14 protein-coding genes and 1 riboswitch are annotated in these 16,894 nt (G+C 36.1%); of the genes, 9 read left to right on the forward strand and 5 right to left on the reverse strand.

Annotation, left to right across the window (positions count from 1 at the left end; genetic code table 11):
• Window positions 1-50: 50 nt before the first annotated feature.
• Window positions 51-1,067: an amidohydrolase family protein gene (locus A9G13_RS07065; RefSeq protein ID WP_218059183.1), complete on the reverse strand. Its 1,017-nt coding sequence runs from the start codon at window positions 1,065-1,067 to the stop codon at window positions 51-53.
• Window positions 1,068-1,539: 472 nt separating this feature from the next.
• Here A9G13_RS07065 and A9G13_RS07070 point away from each other — a divergent pair, with 472 nt between their 5' ends.
• The gene (locus tag A9G13_RS07070) at window positions 1,540-1,830 is read left to right on the forward strand and encodes a putative quinol monooxygenase (RefSeq protein ID WP_065556879.1); all 291 of its coding nucleotides are present in this window, start codon (window positions 1,540-1,542) and stop codon (window positions 1,828-1,830) included.
• 50 nt (window positions 1,831-1,880) lie between these two features.
• Here A9G13_RS07070 and pbpC read toward each other — a convergent pair whose 3' ends face one another.
• Window positions 1,881-4,220, reverse strand: coding sequence for a penicillin-binding protein 1C (gene pbpC, locus A9G13_RS07075; protein WP_065556880.1), 2,340 nt, complete (start codon window positions 4,218-4,220; stop codon window positions 1,881-1,883).
• An 84-nt stretch (window positions 4,221-4,304) separates the two neighbouring features.
• A complete protein-coding gene (gene argS / locus A9G13_RS07080) occupies window positions 4,305-6,038 on the reverse strand; it encodes an arginine--tRNA ligase (RefSeq protein WP_065556881.1) in 1,734 nt (577 codons plus the stop codon).
• Between the two features lie 232 nt (window positions 6,039-6,270).
• Between argS and A9G13_RS07085 the strand changes: the two genes are divergently transcribed.
• From A9G13_RS07085 to dinB, 7 genes are all read left to right on the forward strand, one after another.
• Window positions 6,271-6,531 (forward strand): hypothetical protein, encoded by a 261-nt coding sequence (locus A9G13_RS07085; protein ID WP_065556882.1) that lies wholly within the window; start codon window positions 6,271-6,273, stop codon window positions 6,529-6,531.
• Between the two features lie 196 nt (window positions 6,532-6,727).
• Window positions 6,728-6,836, forward strand: a riboswitch (TPP riboswitch).
• Between the two features lie 39 nt (window positions 6,837-6,875).
• A complete protein-coding gene (gene thiB, locus A9G13_RS07090; RefSeq protein WP_065556883.1) occupies window positions 6,876-7,880 on the forward strand; it encodes a thiamine ABC transporter substrate binding subunit in 1,005 nt (334 codons plus the stop codon).
• 14 nt (window positions 7,881-7,894) lie between these two features.
• Window positions 7,895-9,463 carry a thiamine/thiamine pyrophosphate ABC transporter permease gene (thiP, locus tag A9G13_RS07095; protein WP_065556884.1) on the forward strand — a complete coding sequence of 523 codons (1,569 nt, stop codon included), beginning with the start codon at window positions 7,895-7,897 and terminating at the stop codon, window positions 9,461-9,463.
• The gene (gene thiQ, locus A9G13_RS07100; RefSeq protein WP_065556885.1) at window positions 9,450-10,151 is read left to right on the forward strand and encodes a thiamine ABC transporter ATP-binding protein ThiQ; all 702 of its coding nucleotides are present in this window, start codon (window positions 9,450-9,452) and stop codon (window positions 10,149-10,151) included. The genes thiP and thiQ overlap by 14 nt, the downstream gene beginning before the upstream one ends.
• A 37-nt stretch (window positions 10,152-10,188) precedes the next feature.
• Window positions 10,189-11,382 (forward strand): MalY/PatB family protein, encoded by a 1,194-nt coding sequence (locus A9G13_RS07105; protein ID WP_065556886.1) that lies wholly within the window; start codon window positions 10,189-10,191, stop codon window positions 11,380-11,382.
• 151 nt (window positions 11,383-11,533) lie between these two features.
• Complete coding sequence (gene cptA / locus A9G13_RS07110; protein WP_065556887.1) at window positions 11,534-13,240, forward strand: phosphoethanolamine transferase CptA; 1,707 nt, start codon at window positions 11,534-11,536, stop codon at window positions 13,238-13,240.
• 81 nt (window positions 13,241-13,321) lie between these two features.
• Window positions 13,322-14,377, forward strand: a complete 1,056-nt coding sequence (gene dinB / locus A9G13_RS07115; RefSeq protein ID WP_065556888.1) for a DNA polymerase IV — start codon at window positions 13,322-13,324, stop codon at window positions 14,375-14,377.
• 114 nt (window positions 14,378-14,491) lie between these two features.
• On the opposite strand, the gene pyrE is transcribed toward dinB, so the two are convergent.
• Both pyrE and rph read right to left on the reverse strand, forming a co-directional pair.
• Window positions 14,492-15,139: an orotate phosphoribosyltransferase gene (gene pyrE, locus A9G13_RS07120; protein ID WP_065556889.1), complete on the reverse strand. Its 648-nt coding sequence runs from the start codon at window positions 15,137-15,139 to the stop codon at window positions 14,492-14,494.
• Window positions 15,140-15,152: 13 nt separating this feature from the next.
• A complete protein-coding gene (rph, locus tag A9G13_RS07125; RefSeq protein ID WP_065556890.1) occupies window positions 15,153-15,869 on the reverse strand; it encodes a ribonuclease PH in 717 nt (238 codons plus the stop codon).
• Window positions 15,870-16,026: 157 nt separating this feature from the next.
• Between rph and A9G13_RS07130 the strand changes: the two genes are divergently transcribed.
• Window positions 16,027-16,893: a YicC/YloC family endoribonuclease gene (locus A9G13_RS07130; protein ID WP_065556891.1), complete on the forward strand. Its 867-nt coding sequence runs from the start codon at window positions 16,027-16,029 to the stop codon at window positions 16,891-16,893.
• The last annotated feature ends 1 nt before the right edge of the window (window position 16,894 follow it).

Raw genomic sequence — 16,894 nt, forward strand, 5'->3', positions numbered from 1 at the left:
ATAATATCCCAACCAAAGATAAATTATAATTGGTTGGGATTTTTTATTGATTACTCAATGCCTAACACCATACGGCCATTATTAGTGGCTACATTCACCACATTGTCTAAATCGGTATAACGGCAACCGGTAACTAACAATTTTAGCTCTTCCCACATATTACCGGTTGAAAAAGGTAACATATAATCACTAACATTATCAGTACCAATAGCAACCGGAATTCCGGCAGCAGCAAGTTCATCTACTGGTGTTAATGAGTTACGGGTTGGGCCTTGTTCTTCTCGGCGAGGGCTATCAATCCAAGCAAAAGGGCAGGCAATTACCATCATTTGTGCTTGCTTCATCTTTTGGTAGAGTCGTTGGCGATATTCTAAGCTGTGGGCGGTAATTGAAATACTATGAATGGCAACAACTCGGCCATGCATACCATGTTCAAGCGTTTTATCGGTGAGTTGCTCGGTTTCTATTTCTTCTTGTGAGTTAAACTGATCTACATGTACATGTACCATTTTACCTAATGATTTACCTGTTTGCATTAACACATCTAAATGTTTAAGCCCCATTCCTGGACCATGATCGCGTTCATCACGACGAGGTAAACCACCAATAATATCAACCAAATCGGCACCTTTATCAAACCAATAACGCGCTTCCTTATCGATAACGCCTTTTAAGGTTTGATTAACTAATTTAATCATAATATCGTTTTTATAGGTTTCGCGTGCTCTTAATGCCCCTTTAATTGCTCTCTCTTGGGCAATAGGGTCAATATCTACAAATGAGCCCATAGCGCTCACACCTTGTTCAATCATGCGTTCAACCGCCATGCTAAAGTGGCGGTAATAATCATCTTCACTCATAGCGGCTTTAACTTTATCTAGGGTATCCCATTTTTCAATTAAAGTTTGTTTTTGATAGACATCAAAACTATCTACACTAATTGTAAAAGCACGGTCTGCATGCATATGGGCATTAACCCAACCACCATTTTCTTTAATTCTTTTCATTAAATAGGCTTTTAAACTTTGATCTCGAGTGGTTAATAACATTTTTTTATTATCTGTCATAATGTGCCTCTACAATTGGTTGAACCTGAATTAATTAATATAAAAATACTTAATCACAACAAAATAATAGACAAAAAAAATCCCCCAAAAAGGAGGATAAAAGCTAAATCAACAATACTGTTGTTTAAGATTGTTGATTTATAATTGTTCATAACTTGAAACTCTTAATTTGCTGAATAAATTGCAGCGATTCTAACTAATCTAATCTTAATATCAAGTGTTAAATTTAAAAAAATATATAAATAAATGAAATAGTTAAAGTATTATTTTTGAGATTTTGGCGCTTAAATATAAGGGGCGCTTAATTTTTTTGGGTTAAGAATTCTATTTTAAAAATATAACTTATTATTTATTATCAATAATTAGTTGTCACAAAAATTAGATTAAGCAAATAATGAGCGATTTTTGCAATCGCACGTGAACTCAGGATATACTAACGAAACAATGTAAACCATTAAACCAAAGGAATTATATGAGTCATTTAAATATTATTGCCACTATTAAAGTAAAACCTGAGTTTCATGCCGCTTTTCAACCGATTTTTAAAAAACTAGTAGCAGGTAGTCGTGCCGAAGCAGGCTGTGTTCGTTATGAACTGAATCAGAGTATTGATAATCCAAATGTGTATGTAGTGATTGAAACATGGGCATCACAACAGGCCATTGATATTCACAATGCAACCCCACATTTTGTGGAATTTGCTTCATTTGCTAAAGAGCATGTTGATAGCTTGGATATTTGTATTGCTAAACAAGTTATGTAATTTATTGGTGCAGTAAGCTAGCAATCAATAAATTGCTAGCTGCCAAATATTTAATTAAATAGTTCCACTTTGATATTGCGCCAATCGCTGCGACCCATATCATCAAGGACTAAAATTTTAAATGTACCACTTTCGGTTGGCACCCAATCGATGGCTTTTCTCGGTTCAGTTTGCCCCATAAAATTATCATTAACAAACCAATATAATGATTTGGCATCGCCATCACTATTAGCGGTAAAACTAATTTTTTCATTTTTCTGTTTTGATGGCCTAAATTGATAGACTACATTTTTCAGTGGCGAAGTTATTTTTGGTCGCTCGCCTAAATAGCTTTGAGTCGTAACACAATGGCTGGTAGTCGGTGGGACTTTTTTGGGAATACCAGCTTTAGCAAAAATAGCTGCTAAATCAGAAGGCCAAAACTCAAAAACTTCTAAATGCGAAGTGGTTAAATCATAAGGTGGGCAAACGGCTTTACCGGTTTTATTATCAACCATAACGGGCCTGAAGATGGTATCCGGTTTGATTGGTGATACCCCCGGAATAAACCAAGTCTTCCCTTTTGCTTTACACCATTGAGTCATTAAATTACCACTAGTTAGGCAGATATCAACCCGTTTTAAATTACTTGGTAACGGTCGGTTTGGTTCCCGCAAGTTTGGATAATAGGCATTAATACTATCAACAATATTAAAAAACAAAGGTGTCGCCGCATCTACGCCCACAAAGGCATTATTACCGCTACCATCAAAATTACCTAACCACACTACCATGGCATAATTGCCGAAAGTTCCCGCCGTCCATGCATCCCTAAATCCCCATGAGGTACCAGTTTTCCAAGCCACAGGGATGACATTATTTTGCATTTTACTCAGCACATCTTGTGGGCGAGTATTTTGCTTTAACATATCAATGGTCATAAAAGCTGCTTGAGGACTGAGTATTTTTTGTGGGGGCACGGATTCATCTGCTTCAATAAACTTTAATGGTTGCCAATTACCTTGATTAGCCAGCATGGCATATAATCCTACCAATTCTTGAGCTGTAACTTCACCGCCACCTAAAACTAATGACAAACCATAATGGGATTCATCAGCTAGTTTTTGAATATGAGCATTAACTAAGAATTGATAAAAGGTTGGTTGTTGCAAATTAGATGCAATGGTAACGGCTGGAATATTGCGACTATGAATTAAAGCATCAGTAGCGGAAATTGGCCCACGAAAATTGCGATCAAAATTTTCGGGCGTATAAGCACCAAAATCGGTAGCGACATCTTTTAAGATTGTGCGTGGGTGTAAAATTCCTTGATCTATACCTAAAGCATAAATAAAAGGTTTAAGGGTAGATCCAGGTGAACGTTTGGCTAAAGTGCCATTAACTTGCCCTTGGATAGTATTATCAAAATAGTTGGCCGAACCGATTAGTGCTTTCACTTTCATGGTTTGGGTATCAACTAGGATCACTGCAGCATTTTCAATGCCTTTTAATCGATTTCTTTCAATAAAATTGTTGACTTGGCGAGTCAGGATTTTTTGTAGATTACTATCCAGCGTGGTTTTGATTTCTTGATCATCATTGCGATGTTCTTGGATTATTTGATTAACAAAATGCGGAGCGCTAAAAGGCAATCGTTCTGGTTGTCTTAAAACCAATTTTTGCGAAAATAGTGCCGCAATATTACTATCAACAGGGTATTGTTCTTGCCAACGTTCGAATAATTGATTGCGGGCTTTAATCAATGCATTACTGGCTAACCCAGTTTTACGGTCAATGCGGTAAGTTGGGGATTGTGGTAATACTACCAACGTCAATGCTTCCGGTAAATTAACTTGTGAGGCCGGTTTATTAAAATAAATCAGTGAAGCCGCGCCAACACTTTCAATATTACGCCCAAAAGGAGCATAGTTAAAATAGGCTTCTAAAATATCGTGTTTGGAATACATTAGTTCCAATTGGATTGCTCTGGCGATTTGATGTAATTTACCACCAATGGTTTTGGTATTTAATCGCCAATGCATGCGGGCAAGTTGCATGGTAATTGTGGAAGCCCCTTGACGGTTACCACCACCAATATAGGTTGCCCAAAAAGCGCGAGTTAAACTAAACGGATTTATGCCAAAATGGTAATAAAACCATTGATCTTCATGTAATAGCAAACCATTAATAATCTCAGGTGAAATGTCTTCCAACGGCGTCCACAAGCGGTAACGATCATCCTTGGCTAAAGTCATACGAATCAAATGATTATTATCATCGTAATAACGTTTGGAAAAAGTAAGTGGATCGGATAGTGGTGGATGAGGATATAAACGTATTGCAATCATTGCCACCAATACTAGCAGTAATGCCATGAATTTATTTTGATGACGAACAATAAATTTAATCATACCTTGTAAAGATGTTTCCTGAGAGGTATACGTTTCAGTATAAAATAATCACCGATATCACTTAATATCGGCGATTATTTATGCTTACATTTTTTCTACCGTTTTAATGCCGAGCATATCTAAACCAATTTTCAACGTTTTAGCAGTTAAAGCAGCAAGTTTTAGACGACTGATTTTGAGGCTGTCATTGTCAGCAGTCAATATCGGGCAGTTTTCATAGAAACTTGAAAATAGTGTAGCAATATCATACAAATAAGCACACAAAACATGAGGTGTACCTTCGGCGGCAACGGTAGCAATAGTTTCATCAAATTGGATTAAGCGTGTGGCTAATGCGCGCTCTTTATCAGAAGCTAAGCTTACCGAACCGGTTAAATTTTCTGCTGTAATATTGGCTTTTTTAAATATCGATAAAACTCGAGTATAAGCATATTGCAAATAAGGCGCAGTATTACCTTCAAATGACAACATATTGTCCCAATCAAATACATAATCAGTAGTACGATTTTTGGATAGGTCGGCATATTTAACTGCACCAATGGCTACCGCATCGACTATTTGCGCTAACTCCTCGTTACTAAGATCCGGATTTTTACTGCGAATTAATGCAGTAGCTCGTTCGGTGGCTTCATCAAGCAGATCATTTAACTTAACCGTATCGCCTGAACGAGTTTTAAATGGTTTACCATCTTTACCTAACATCATACCGAACATATGGTGCTCGAGTTTTAATGATTCCGGTACATATTTGGCTTTATGAGCAATAAGCCATACTTGTTCTAAATGTTGATGTTGCCTTGAATCAGTGTAGTAAAGTATGCGTTCGGCGTGCAATTGTTCGTACCGATATTTAACACAAGCTATATCAGTAGTCGCATACAGGTAACCACCATCGCGTTTTTGAATAATAACGCCCATGGGTTCGCCTTCTTTATTTTTATATTCATCTAAAAAGACCACAATGGCACCATCACTTTCAACAGCGAGTTTCTTGTGTTTTAAATCGGCAACAATCCCCGGGAGCATATTGTTATAAATACTCTCACCCATGGTATCTTCCAATGATAGTGTGACATTCAAGCGCTTGTAGGTAGCAATATTTTGAGTCATGGTAATGTCAACCAGTTTGCGCCACATAGTGCGGCAATATTCATCACCACCTTGGAGTTTCACCACATAATTACGGGCTTTTTCAGCAAAGACTTCATCTTCATCATAATGTTTTTTAGCGGCACGATAAAAGGATTCTAAGTCTGATAGTTCCATATCGTTTGCATGTTCGTTTTGCATCTTTTCTAGATAAGCAATTAGCATTCCAAATTGAGTGCCCCAATCACCAACATGATTAGCTCGAATCACATTATGGCCTAAAAAACTTAATACGCGTACGCTTGCGTCACCAATGATAGTTGAACGTAAGTGACCAACATGCATCTCTTTAGCAACATTCGGTGCTGAGTAGTCAATAACAATGGTTTGTGGTTTGGCAGGTAAGGTGATATTGAGTTTATCACTGTTTAAGGCAATTTCATTTTGCTCAGCAATCCAGCTGGCTTTAAGAAAAATATTAATAAAACCCGGACCGGCAATTTCCACTTTATCGGCAATATCATTAATATCTAAATGTTTTAGTACTTGTTCCGCAAGTGCTCTAGGTGGCATCCCCATTTTCTTGGCGGTAGCCATGATGCCATTAGCTTGATAGTCACCAAACTGTACTTTGGCTGACTGTTTGATTAAAGCGTCACAGTTGCTGTCCGCACCGACCATAATCATGGCTTGAGAAATGCGTTGAGTTAGTAATTGTTGAATATTCACACTATACCTAATCGATTATAACAAAAATGCCCAATATAATACCGACAAAGCAGTCAAATGTCACTGATCGGTTTAGTTAACTGGCATTAATAAACTAGGTATCAACGTATATCTTTATAAAGTTGTATTCAAGACCTCTAATTAGTAATATACCTACTGAATTAAACTACTTAAAAAATTATGTGTTATTGTGAAATAATTTTGCAAAAATTATAGATAAGATTATTGAATTATGAAACTAACAACCAGTAGTTTTATTAAAATATTAATGCTCATATTTTTTATAATTACGATTATTGTTGAAATATTCATGCTAATAGGTTGTTTAATTACAGTTAAATATAATATTGAAATGACTGATAATATAAATAAAGCTGTTGGGTTTATATACATGATTATAGATACGCTAGGGGCGATTATTATTTTTGATTTAGTGTATTTGTTAGTTTTGCATTTGCTGTTTTTTAAAAAGAAATCCTCAACAACACCATGAAAAAATTGATTTGTATATTTTTATATTAATATTAGTAAGTATACAGCTCATTCCCATGATATTACCGATACATACATTTTTTTGTTAAATAATTTTCTTTAAATAACAAATTATTACAACAATATTTACACTTTTGTTGTTTATTTATCGCTTTTATATAGTTTACAATTAGTTAACCAAATAATAGACTAGTTAATAGTTCTCAACGGGGTGCCTGAGTGGGCTGAGAATATTAGATCTCCTAATATAACCCGACGAACCTGAACTGGATCATGCCAGCGGAGGGATTTGAGTTATTATATCAGCTCAAACCTTTTGTCTTTCATTTAATATTAGGAGGCAAAATGTTGCGTAATAATTTGTTACTGTCATTGTTATTTTCCATAGTGTTATTGCCATTATCGGCAAATTCAGCGCATGCTCAACCAACGTTAACTGTTTATACTTATGGTTCTTTCTTGTCCGAATGGGGACCGGGACAACAGATTAAACAAGGTTTTGAAGCTCAGTGTAATTGTCAACTTGACATTATTACTATAGGTGATGGCGTTTCAATTTTTAATCGTATCCGCCTTGAAGGTGAAAAAACAAGTGCTGACGTGATTTTAGGCTTAGATAATAGTTTGCTTGAACAGGCAAAACAAGCCGGTATTGTCATTCCACACCAGATCACTAAACCAGATAATTTAAATACCGATTGGTGGGATAGCGATTTTATGCCATATGATTTTGGCTATTTTGCTTTTATTTATAATAAAAACAAACTTAAAAATCCACCGCATAGTTTACATGAATTGGTAGATAATAAAGCCAATTGGAAGATCGTTTATCCAGATCCTAGAATTAGCACTCCCGGCTTAGGATTGTTGCTATGGATTAAACAAGTCTATGGCGATGATGCCGCATCCGCATGGGCAAAAATTGCTAAACATACGCTAACCGTGACCAAAAATTGGAGTGAAGCCTATAATATGTTTTTAAAGGGTGAGGCTGATTTAGTATTAAGCTATAGCACTTCACCGGTTGCTCATATTATGAATGATAATGATCATCGCTATGTAGCGGCTATATTCCCAGAAGGTCATTACCGTCAAGTTGAAATTGCCGGGATTATTAAATATAGTCATCAAGTAGAATTAGCGCGCAGTTTTTTACGTTATCTTTTAACACCGGAAGCTCAACGTCAATTTGCTGAAAAAAATGTGATGTATCCTATAGTATCCACTCCATTACCTGAGGCGTTTGCGCAAATTAATAAAGTGAAAAAAACACTGGAGATTGATCCAATACAATTAGATAAAAATCAAAAGGCATGGGTGCGTGAATGGCAATCAGTGATTAGTAAGTAGCTTGAACTGACTAAATGCTAAAATTTACATCCTTAATTCCTGGTATCAGCGTGGTTAGCATAATTTTAATTGTGCTAGGTACCGCGCTGTTTTCCCTGTGGGGAGTTGCCTTACATGCAAATAATTGGTCCATTTACTTTGATAGCTATTTACTCCATGTTGTTGCTATAACTATTGTTCAAGCTTTATTATCAACCGTACTGGCAATTGGGGCTGCGCTTTTAATGGCCAAAGCTTTATCATTGGTCAGCTTCAAGGGTAAAACATTACTATTACGCTTCATGCCGATTACCTTTATTCTACCAACCTTGGTTCTGGTAACAGGTTTGCTGTCAGTCTATGGTCAACAAGGGCTTATTGCTAATATTTTACAGTTTATAGGCTTGTCATCTGCTATGTCAGTATATGGTTTACATGGCATTTTACTGGCGCACATATTTTTGAATTTTCCTTATGCTTGTAGTTTGTTTCATCAAACGTTAACCAGTGTTCCGGTTGAGCAAAAGCAACTAGCTGCCCAGTTGAATTTTTCCAGTTTTAATTATTTTAAATTGATTGAATGGCCGTTACTGCGTCGGCAATTATTTCCAATTGCCACCTTGATTTTTATGCTGTGTTTTTCGAGTTTCGCTATAGTTTTAGCCTTAGGCGGTGGTCCAAAATATACTACAATTGAGGTAGAAATTTATCAATCAATTCGTAATTTTGAATTAATGCAAGCGGTGGTACTGGCTGGATTACAGCTGCTATGTTGCTTAAGTTTTATGTGGTTAATGCAAAAAATTAATCGTGTCAAAAACGTTGCTGTCCAATTTACTGGGGTAGATTATAAACTACCAGTATCCAATCCTTTACGTTGGTTAAGTTTAGTCATTATTATAATAGGTGGGTTGTTCATTTTTTTACCGATCATAACCGTGTTAGTTGAAGGTATTAATGCTTTCCAACTCTCTTTGTTTAATTCGGGATTAAAATGCGCTTTTTACTACTCAATGGTGATCACCTTTGGATCAGCTATTATTGCTATGGTGTTTGCAGTATTGTTGCTGTGGACTAATAGTCGCTTGCTCATTGCCCAACAAATTAAATGGAGTAATCGACTAATGCTGGTGGGCACTTTGATCTTAGCTATACCCAGTATGGTACTGGCAGCGGGTCTGTTTTTATTACTATTTGAATATGTGAATAATGCTGTTTTTATATGCTTATTGATGATAATTTGTAACGCTTTAATGGTATTACCCTATACATTAAAAAATCTGGCTGTGCCTATGTATGATGTTAGCTTACGCTACTGGCAACTAAGTCAATCATTAAATATTTCAGGTTTAAAGCATTTTTGTTTAATCGAATATCCAGCCCTTAAACCATTGTTGGCCAAAAGCATGGCATTTGCAGCTATTTTGTCGTTAGGTGATTTTGGTATTATTGCACTATTTGGTGGTCAAGCAGTCACCACTTTACCCTATTATTTATATGAGCAGTTATCGCATTATCATTATCAACAAGGCATGGTAACTGCTTCAATTTTATTATTATTATCCTTTATTTTACTGGCAGTGTTGGATTATGATCGAACTTAAACAAATTAATTATCAATATGATAATTTTAGTCTTTATTTTGATATTAATATCCTTGCTAAGGAAAAAGTAACTATTGTGGGGCCAAGTGGTGCCGGTAAAAGTACTTTATTAAGTTTAATTGCCGGATTTATTTTTCCTCAATCAGGGCAGATTATTCTAAACAATCAAGATGTAACCATCTTAAACCCGGCTAAACGACCTGTATCAATGCTGTTTCAGCATAATAATTTATTTAGCCATTTTACTGTTGAGCAAAATATTGCTTTGGGATTAAAGCCTAGTCTGAAAATAACGGCAGCAGAACAAAATGCTATTGCCGATATACTTGTTAAAGTTGGTCTTAGTGGCTTTGGTAAACGTTATCCGGATCAACTGTCAGGCGGACAACGTCAACGGGTGGCGTTGGCGCGTTGTTTAATGCAACGTCGTCCAATTTTGTTATTGGATGAACCATTTTCAGCGCTTGATCAGGCATTGCGTTTTGAAATGCTTGAATTAGTGAATACTATTTGTGATGAATTTGCTTTGACTTTGATGATGGTGTCGCATTATCTGGATGATTCATTAAACTATTTTTCACGTTGTTTAGTGGTTGATAATGGGAAAATTATTTTTAACTCTACGCCTAAGCAATTATATGAACCACAAAATCAAGCAGTTGCTAAATTATTAGGCCTTAATTATTGATCTAAAATTAAGAATATAATGATAAAGGAGGTACTAAGTGTATAATTTTGATAAAGCAGTTAATCGATTAGCACAAGGATCATCTAAATGGCAACAAATGGTTGCCGAAAAACCTGATGTTTCCAAAGATGTATTCCCATTCTCAGTAGCCGATGTTGATTTTTTACCACCTCCTGAATTAGTTAAATCATTGCAACAATTTGTTGGTGAAGCAATTTTTGGTTATACCAATGGTACTCAGGGCTATTACCAATCAGTCATCGATTGGATGCAACACCAACATAACTGGCAAATTAAAAAAGATTGGGTAGTTCTATCCCCGGGAGTGGTGCCAGCAATTTATAATGCTATCAAAACCTATACCAATGAAAATGATGGTGTGATTATAATGCCGCCTGTTTATTATCCGTTTTCTGCAAGTATTACTAATACCAAACGCCAACTGGTTGAAAATCCTTTAATTATTGATAGTAATGGTAAATATGCAATAGATTTTGCTGATTTAGAAATTAAAGCTAGCAATCCACGCAACAAACTGTTGATCTTTTGTAGTCCGCATAATCCAGTAGGGCGCGTTTGGCGCAAGGAAGAGTTAACTCAAGTAGCTGAGATTTGTTTAAAACATAAGGTATTGATTGTATCCGATGAGATTCATTTCGACTTGATTATGCCAGGGCATAAACATTATGTATTTGCTACATTGTCGGAGCAAATTAGCAATAATGTGATTGTGTGCACCGCACCAAGTAAATCTTTTAATCTGGCTGGTTTACAAACATCGAATATAATCATTCCTAATAAACAATTGCGTGATCAATACAGTGATTATATTAGTAAAAATGGTTTCCATAGTTTGAATATTATTGGCTTTAAGGCTTGTGAAATTGTCTATACACAATGTCAAGCGTGGTTACAACAATTTATTGCCTTAATTTATAAAAATCACCTATTAGTTAAAGAGTTCTTTGCTAAAAATTTGCCAGAGATTGTGGTCTACGATCTAGAAGGAACTTATTTACAATGGTTAGATTTTCGTAGTTTAGGTATGCAACCTCAAGAGTTAGAAAAATTTTTACAGCAAGAAGCCGAATTATTTTTCGATGAAGGCTATATTTTTGGTAATCAAGGCGTAAGTTTTGAGCGTATTAACATTGCCTGCCCAACTATAATTTTACAAGCAGGCTTAAAGCGTTTATTAACGGCAATACAAACAAAAACTAACCAAAATTAAGATTAAAAATCTATGATTGGATTTAATTGGTTGGTTAAGATGGTTTTATTTTTAAATTATCTAACTTATTAAAATAGTTACCTCTTAAGGTTTTATTAATTTAAGCTGATTATCCTATCAACAATTTAGTATTATTGTTGATAGGATAATCATGCAAAATTTAAAAGATAACCACAAATTTAGTTGGTCAGCACTTATTTTTGCTATTCTATTTTTTGGTTATTTTTCTTGCACCTTACAACTGTTCATTTTTGTTTCAGGTCATTCTAATATAAATGGCCTACGTGATTCGCTTATTTATAGTTTAATTTGGCTGATACCGTTACTGATGTTCCCAAATTATACTCGTAAAATTGCCACAGTTTTCGGCTTGATAATTGGTGGTTTATCTTTAATTTCGGTTGCTTATTTTGTCATTTATAGACAAGAGTTTTCGCAAAGTGTGTTCTTTGTGATGGCGGAATCTAACTTTAATGAGTCCCATGAATTTATCCAACAATATTTAAGTATTAAGTTGATTGTTGTACTGTGTGTTTATATTTTGTTTGCTGCTTTTTTATGGAAAAAAGTCAAACCAATATATGTTAAAAACACTACCAAATGGATCGTTTCCTTGCTAATTATTATTTATGCCACAATGCCAATGGCGATTAGCTTAACCGTAAAAAAAGCTTCATTTGAAAAAGCTGGATATCATCTATTATCACGGATGGAAACCACTGTCCCATGGCAATTAGTTAGCAATTATTTAGCCTATCGTTCCCAGTTGTCGAATATGGAGGCTATTTTAGCCAACTATGAAATGTTGCCACCATTGAACAATTTAATCGATGCCAATGGTAATACTCCACGTACTTTAGTGTTAGTTATTGGTGAATCAACTACTCGCAATCGTATGGGGATTTATGGTTATGAGCGTAATACTACCCCACATATACAACAATTTAAAAAGGAAAATCCTAATTTATTAGTATTTAATGATGTGGTTTCATCCAGACCGTATACTATAGAAATTCTCCAGCAAGCATTAACTTTTGCTGATGAACAACATCCTGATTTGTATTTGAAAACACCATCGTTAATTCATCTTATGCATCAAGCAGGTTATAAAACTTTTTGGATCACCAATCAACAAACTATGACTGCACGTAATACTATGTTGACTATGTTTTCTCAGCAAACTGATGAACAGTTTTATATGAATAATGACCGTAACCAGAGTTCACGGCGCTATGATGAATCAGTATTTGATCCTTTTAAAAAAGTGTTAGCTGATCCTGCCGATAAGAAGTTTATTGTCATTCATTTGCTTGGCACGCATATGAAATATGAGTTTCGTTACCCCAAAAATAGTGTTTATGATCAGTTCAAAGATGCAACCGGTATTCCTTTTAAACTTGATGATGACAAACTAGAGCGTTATAACAATTATGACAATGCGGTAAGCTATAATGATTACGTTACTACGACACTATTTAATATATTTAAAACTAGCAAAGAAAATGGTTTTATGTTGTATTTTTCAGATCATGGTGAAGATGTTTATGAAACGCCACCACACGACGTATTAGGGCGTAATGAAAAGGCACCTACCAAAACCATGTACACTGTGCCATTTATGCTGTGGCAATCACCACAATGGTTGGCCACACATCCAAATAATTATCAATCTTACATTAATCGCAAATATAGTACCCAAGATTTGATCCATACATGGTCTGATTTGGCAGGTTTAACTTATGATCTTTATCAACCGGAAAAAAGTATTGTCAATCCGGAGTTTAAACAAAGTACGCGTTGGATCGGTGACCCTTACGGCAAAGATAGCTTAATCGATTTTGACACACTTCCGAAATGAATAATAACTCTGATTGCATAGGCATTTAAGGTATGTTATTGTATATTTATACAGTAATTTTAAATGCAAAAAAAGTAGGTCATGCGAAAAATTATTCATGTGGATATGGATTGTTTTTATGCCGCAGTGGAAATGCGAGATAACCCCCGTTACCGTAATATTCCCATCGCTGTGGGTGGCGATCCACGTAAGCGGGGAGTAGTGGCCACCGCTAATTATCTGGCTCGCCAATATGGTGTGCATAGCGCTATGTCGATGGCGCAAGCCGTCAAGTTATGCCCTAATCTTAAAGTTATTCCGGGGCGACATGCAGTGTATAAAGAAGTTTCCCATCAAATCCATCAAATTTTTCAACGTTATACTCAAGCTATTGAAGCTCTATCGTTGGATGAAGCTTATTTAGATGTTACGGAATGCCAATTCTGTCATGGTTCGGCAACGCTAATAGCCCAAGATATTCGCCAGGCCATTTTTAATGAACTTGGTTTAACTGCATCAGCAGGTGTGGCACCATTAAAATTTTTAGCTAAAATCGCCTCGGATATGAATAAACCTAATGGTCAATATGTGATTAGACCAGAACAGGTCAGCTCGTTTATTAAGCAATTACCACTTAATAAAATCCCCGGGGTAGGTAAAGTTACAGAAAAAAAATTAGCCGAACTGGGTTTGTACCAATGCCAAGATGTGGTGAAGTACGATCTTCCTAAATTACTCAATCAATTTGGTAAATTTGGACGAATCTTATATGAACGTTGTCAAGGTATTGATGAGCGGGAAGTTTGTAATGACCGTCAACGTAAATCAGTTGGCGTTGAGCGCACCTTAATCGCTGATATTCATAGTTGGGATGATTGTTTATTACAATTAGATCCTTTGTATGAAGAATTAGAAAAGAGATTAAGCAAAGTACGTACTGATCTGTCTATTGCTAGGCAAGGTGTTAAATTTAAGTTTGACGACTTCCAACTAACTACCCAAGAACATGTATGGGCCAAACTAGATAAAACAGATTTAATTGAACAAGCCTATAAAGTTTGGCATGAACGGCGTAACGATCGTGGAGTAAGATTAATTGGCTTTCACGTTACCTTAATCGATCCCCAATTGGATAAACAACTGATTTTTAGGTTTTGATTAGTTTAGTAATACTAAATTTTCTATCCAGATCCTTTAAAAGTAAATTATGAATCCAAAATAAAAAACGCCCTAAGGCGCTTTGATATTTATTTTAATAATAATTAATTAGTGTTATTTTATTCCATATTGAGATCTATAGGCTTCAACTTGTACTACTTGGTCTTTACGGGATTCATCTTGGTAGAGGTATTGAATTAAATCATCTAAGGTAATAATTGAAATAACTTCACAATGATAAGTTTGTTTGATCTCTTGGATGGCGGATAACTCACCACGGCCTTTTTCCTGTCTATCTAAGCAAATTAATACGCCAGCTAGTTTGGATTGATTATCTTCTAAAATACGCATAGATTCACGAATTGCGGTACCAGCAGTAATAACATCATCGACAAGCATAACGCGTTGCTCATGGATGGAACTACCGACTAAGTTACCACCTTCACCATGATCTTTTGCTTCTTTCCGATTAAAACAATAAGGCACATCCACATTGTAGTGTTCAGAGAGTGCCACCACAGTGGCAGATACAATAGGAATACCTTTATAAGCAGGGCCGAAAATCACATCATATTGTAAATTGGCATCCATTAATGCCGCAGCATAAAAACGACCTAATAAAGCTAAGTCTTTGCCAGTATTGAATAATCCAGCATTAAAAAAGTAAGGACTTTTACGCCCAGACTTTAAGGTGAATTCACCAAACTTTAATGCTTGCCTATTTAAAGCAAATTCAATAAATTCACTTTTATATGATTTCATCGACTTTCTCCAATTAATCGTTTAAGGCTTGTTTTTGAGCATCATTAATAGCTGCTATTCCATTTTTTGCTAATTCTAAAAGTTGTAATAGTTCATCGTGGCTGAATGGTTCCCCTTCAGCAGTGCCTTGTACTTCTATAATGCGACCATCATCAGTCATGACAACATTCATGTCGGTTTCGGCATTTGAATCTTCAATATATTCCAGATCACAAATGGCCTCACCATCGATAATACCTACCGATACTGCGGCAACTAAAGATTTAATTGGGTTTTGTTTAAGTAGACCGTTGGCTAACATCTTATTGATAGCATCATTTAAGGCAACGCAAGCTCCGGTAATGGATGCAGTGCGAGTACCGCCATCAGCTTGAAGCACATCACAATCTAGCGTAATTGTAAATTCACCAAGTAATTTCAAGTCGATCATTGCTCGCAAAGAACGGGCGATTAGTCGTTGAATTTCCATAGTACGACCAGTTTGTTTACCTTTGGCTGCTTCGCGCTGAGTTCTGGAATTAGTAGCACGAGGTAACATACCATATTCGGCGGTGACCCAACCTTGATTTTGACCTTTTAAAAAACGCGGCACGCCTTCTTCAACTGTGGCATTACAAAGTACTTTGGTTTCGCCAAATTCAACTAATACAGAACCTTCTGCATGCTTAGTATAATTACGGGTTATTTTGATAGGGCGGATTTGATCCGCAGATCGGCCGGATGGGCGCATGCATTTCTCCAACAGTTTCAATTTAAAATATGTTTTGAGCTAATCATTTAGGAGGACATCAACAAGATCGCGTCGATGTTTAGCCTAAGCTAAGAGCGCATTATACAGAATTTGTGATACAATGCCCAGCATGTTTTTACAATTTTAGGAAGCTATTATGATTTCCAGCATGACCGCCTATGCACGAAAAGAGTTAAATCAACCATGGGGGACTGCCTCTTGGGAATTACGTTCGGTTAATCAACGCTATTTAGAAACCTACATTCGTTTACCCGAACAATTCCGATCCCTTGAACCAATGATTCGTGAACGACTACGTAATCGTTTAACTCGCGGTAAAATTGAATGTAATTTACGCTTTGAGTTAGATCCAGCGGCTCAACATCAACAGTTATCATTAAATATAGAATTGGCACAACAAATACTCAACGCTGCTGATTGGATTCGCACCGAATACCAAGCGGGCGAAATCAACCCTATAGATGTGTTGCGTTGGCCGGGAGTAATGTCGGCTAAAGAACAAAATCTTGATAGCATATCGCAAGAGATCTTAGCCTTACTTGAAACTACTATCGATGAATTTATTGCCGTGCGTGAACGTGAAGGCAAAGCCTTGAGTGATTTAATTGTGCAGCGTTTACAAAGTATTACCGAACAAGTAGACAAAATTCGTAACTGGATGCCGGAAATCCTTGAATGGCAAAAAGAACGACTCAAAAGTAAACTAGCGGAAGCCGATATTGAGCTGGATGATTCACGTTTGGAACAAGAAATTGTCATGGTGGCACAGCGCATAGATGTGGCAGAAGAGCTTGATCGCTTAATGACACATGTTAAAGAAACCTACTCTATATTGAAAAAAAATGAGGCAGTAGGGCGCCGGCTTGATTTTATGATGCAAGAATTTAATCGCGAGTCTAATACCATTGCTTCCAAATCGATTAACGCTGATGTAACTGCAAGTGCAATTGAACTCAAAGTATTAATCGAACAAATTCGTGAGCAAGTACAAAACATAGAGTAAC

This window comes from Gilliamella sp. wkB178, from assembly GCF_001690705.1.
Lineage (GTDB): Bacteria > Pseudomonadota > Gammaproteobacteria > Enterobacterales > Orbaceae > Gilliamella > Gilliamella apicola_K.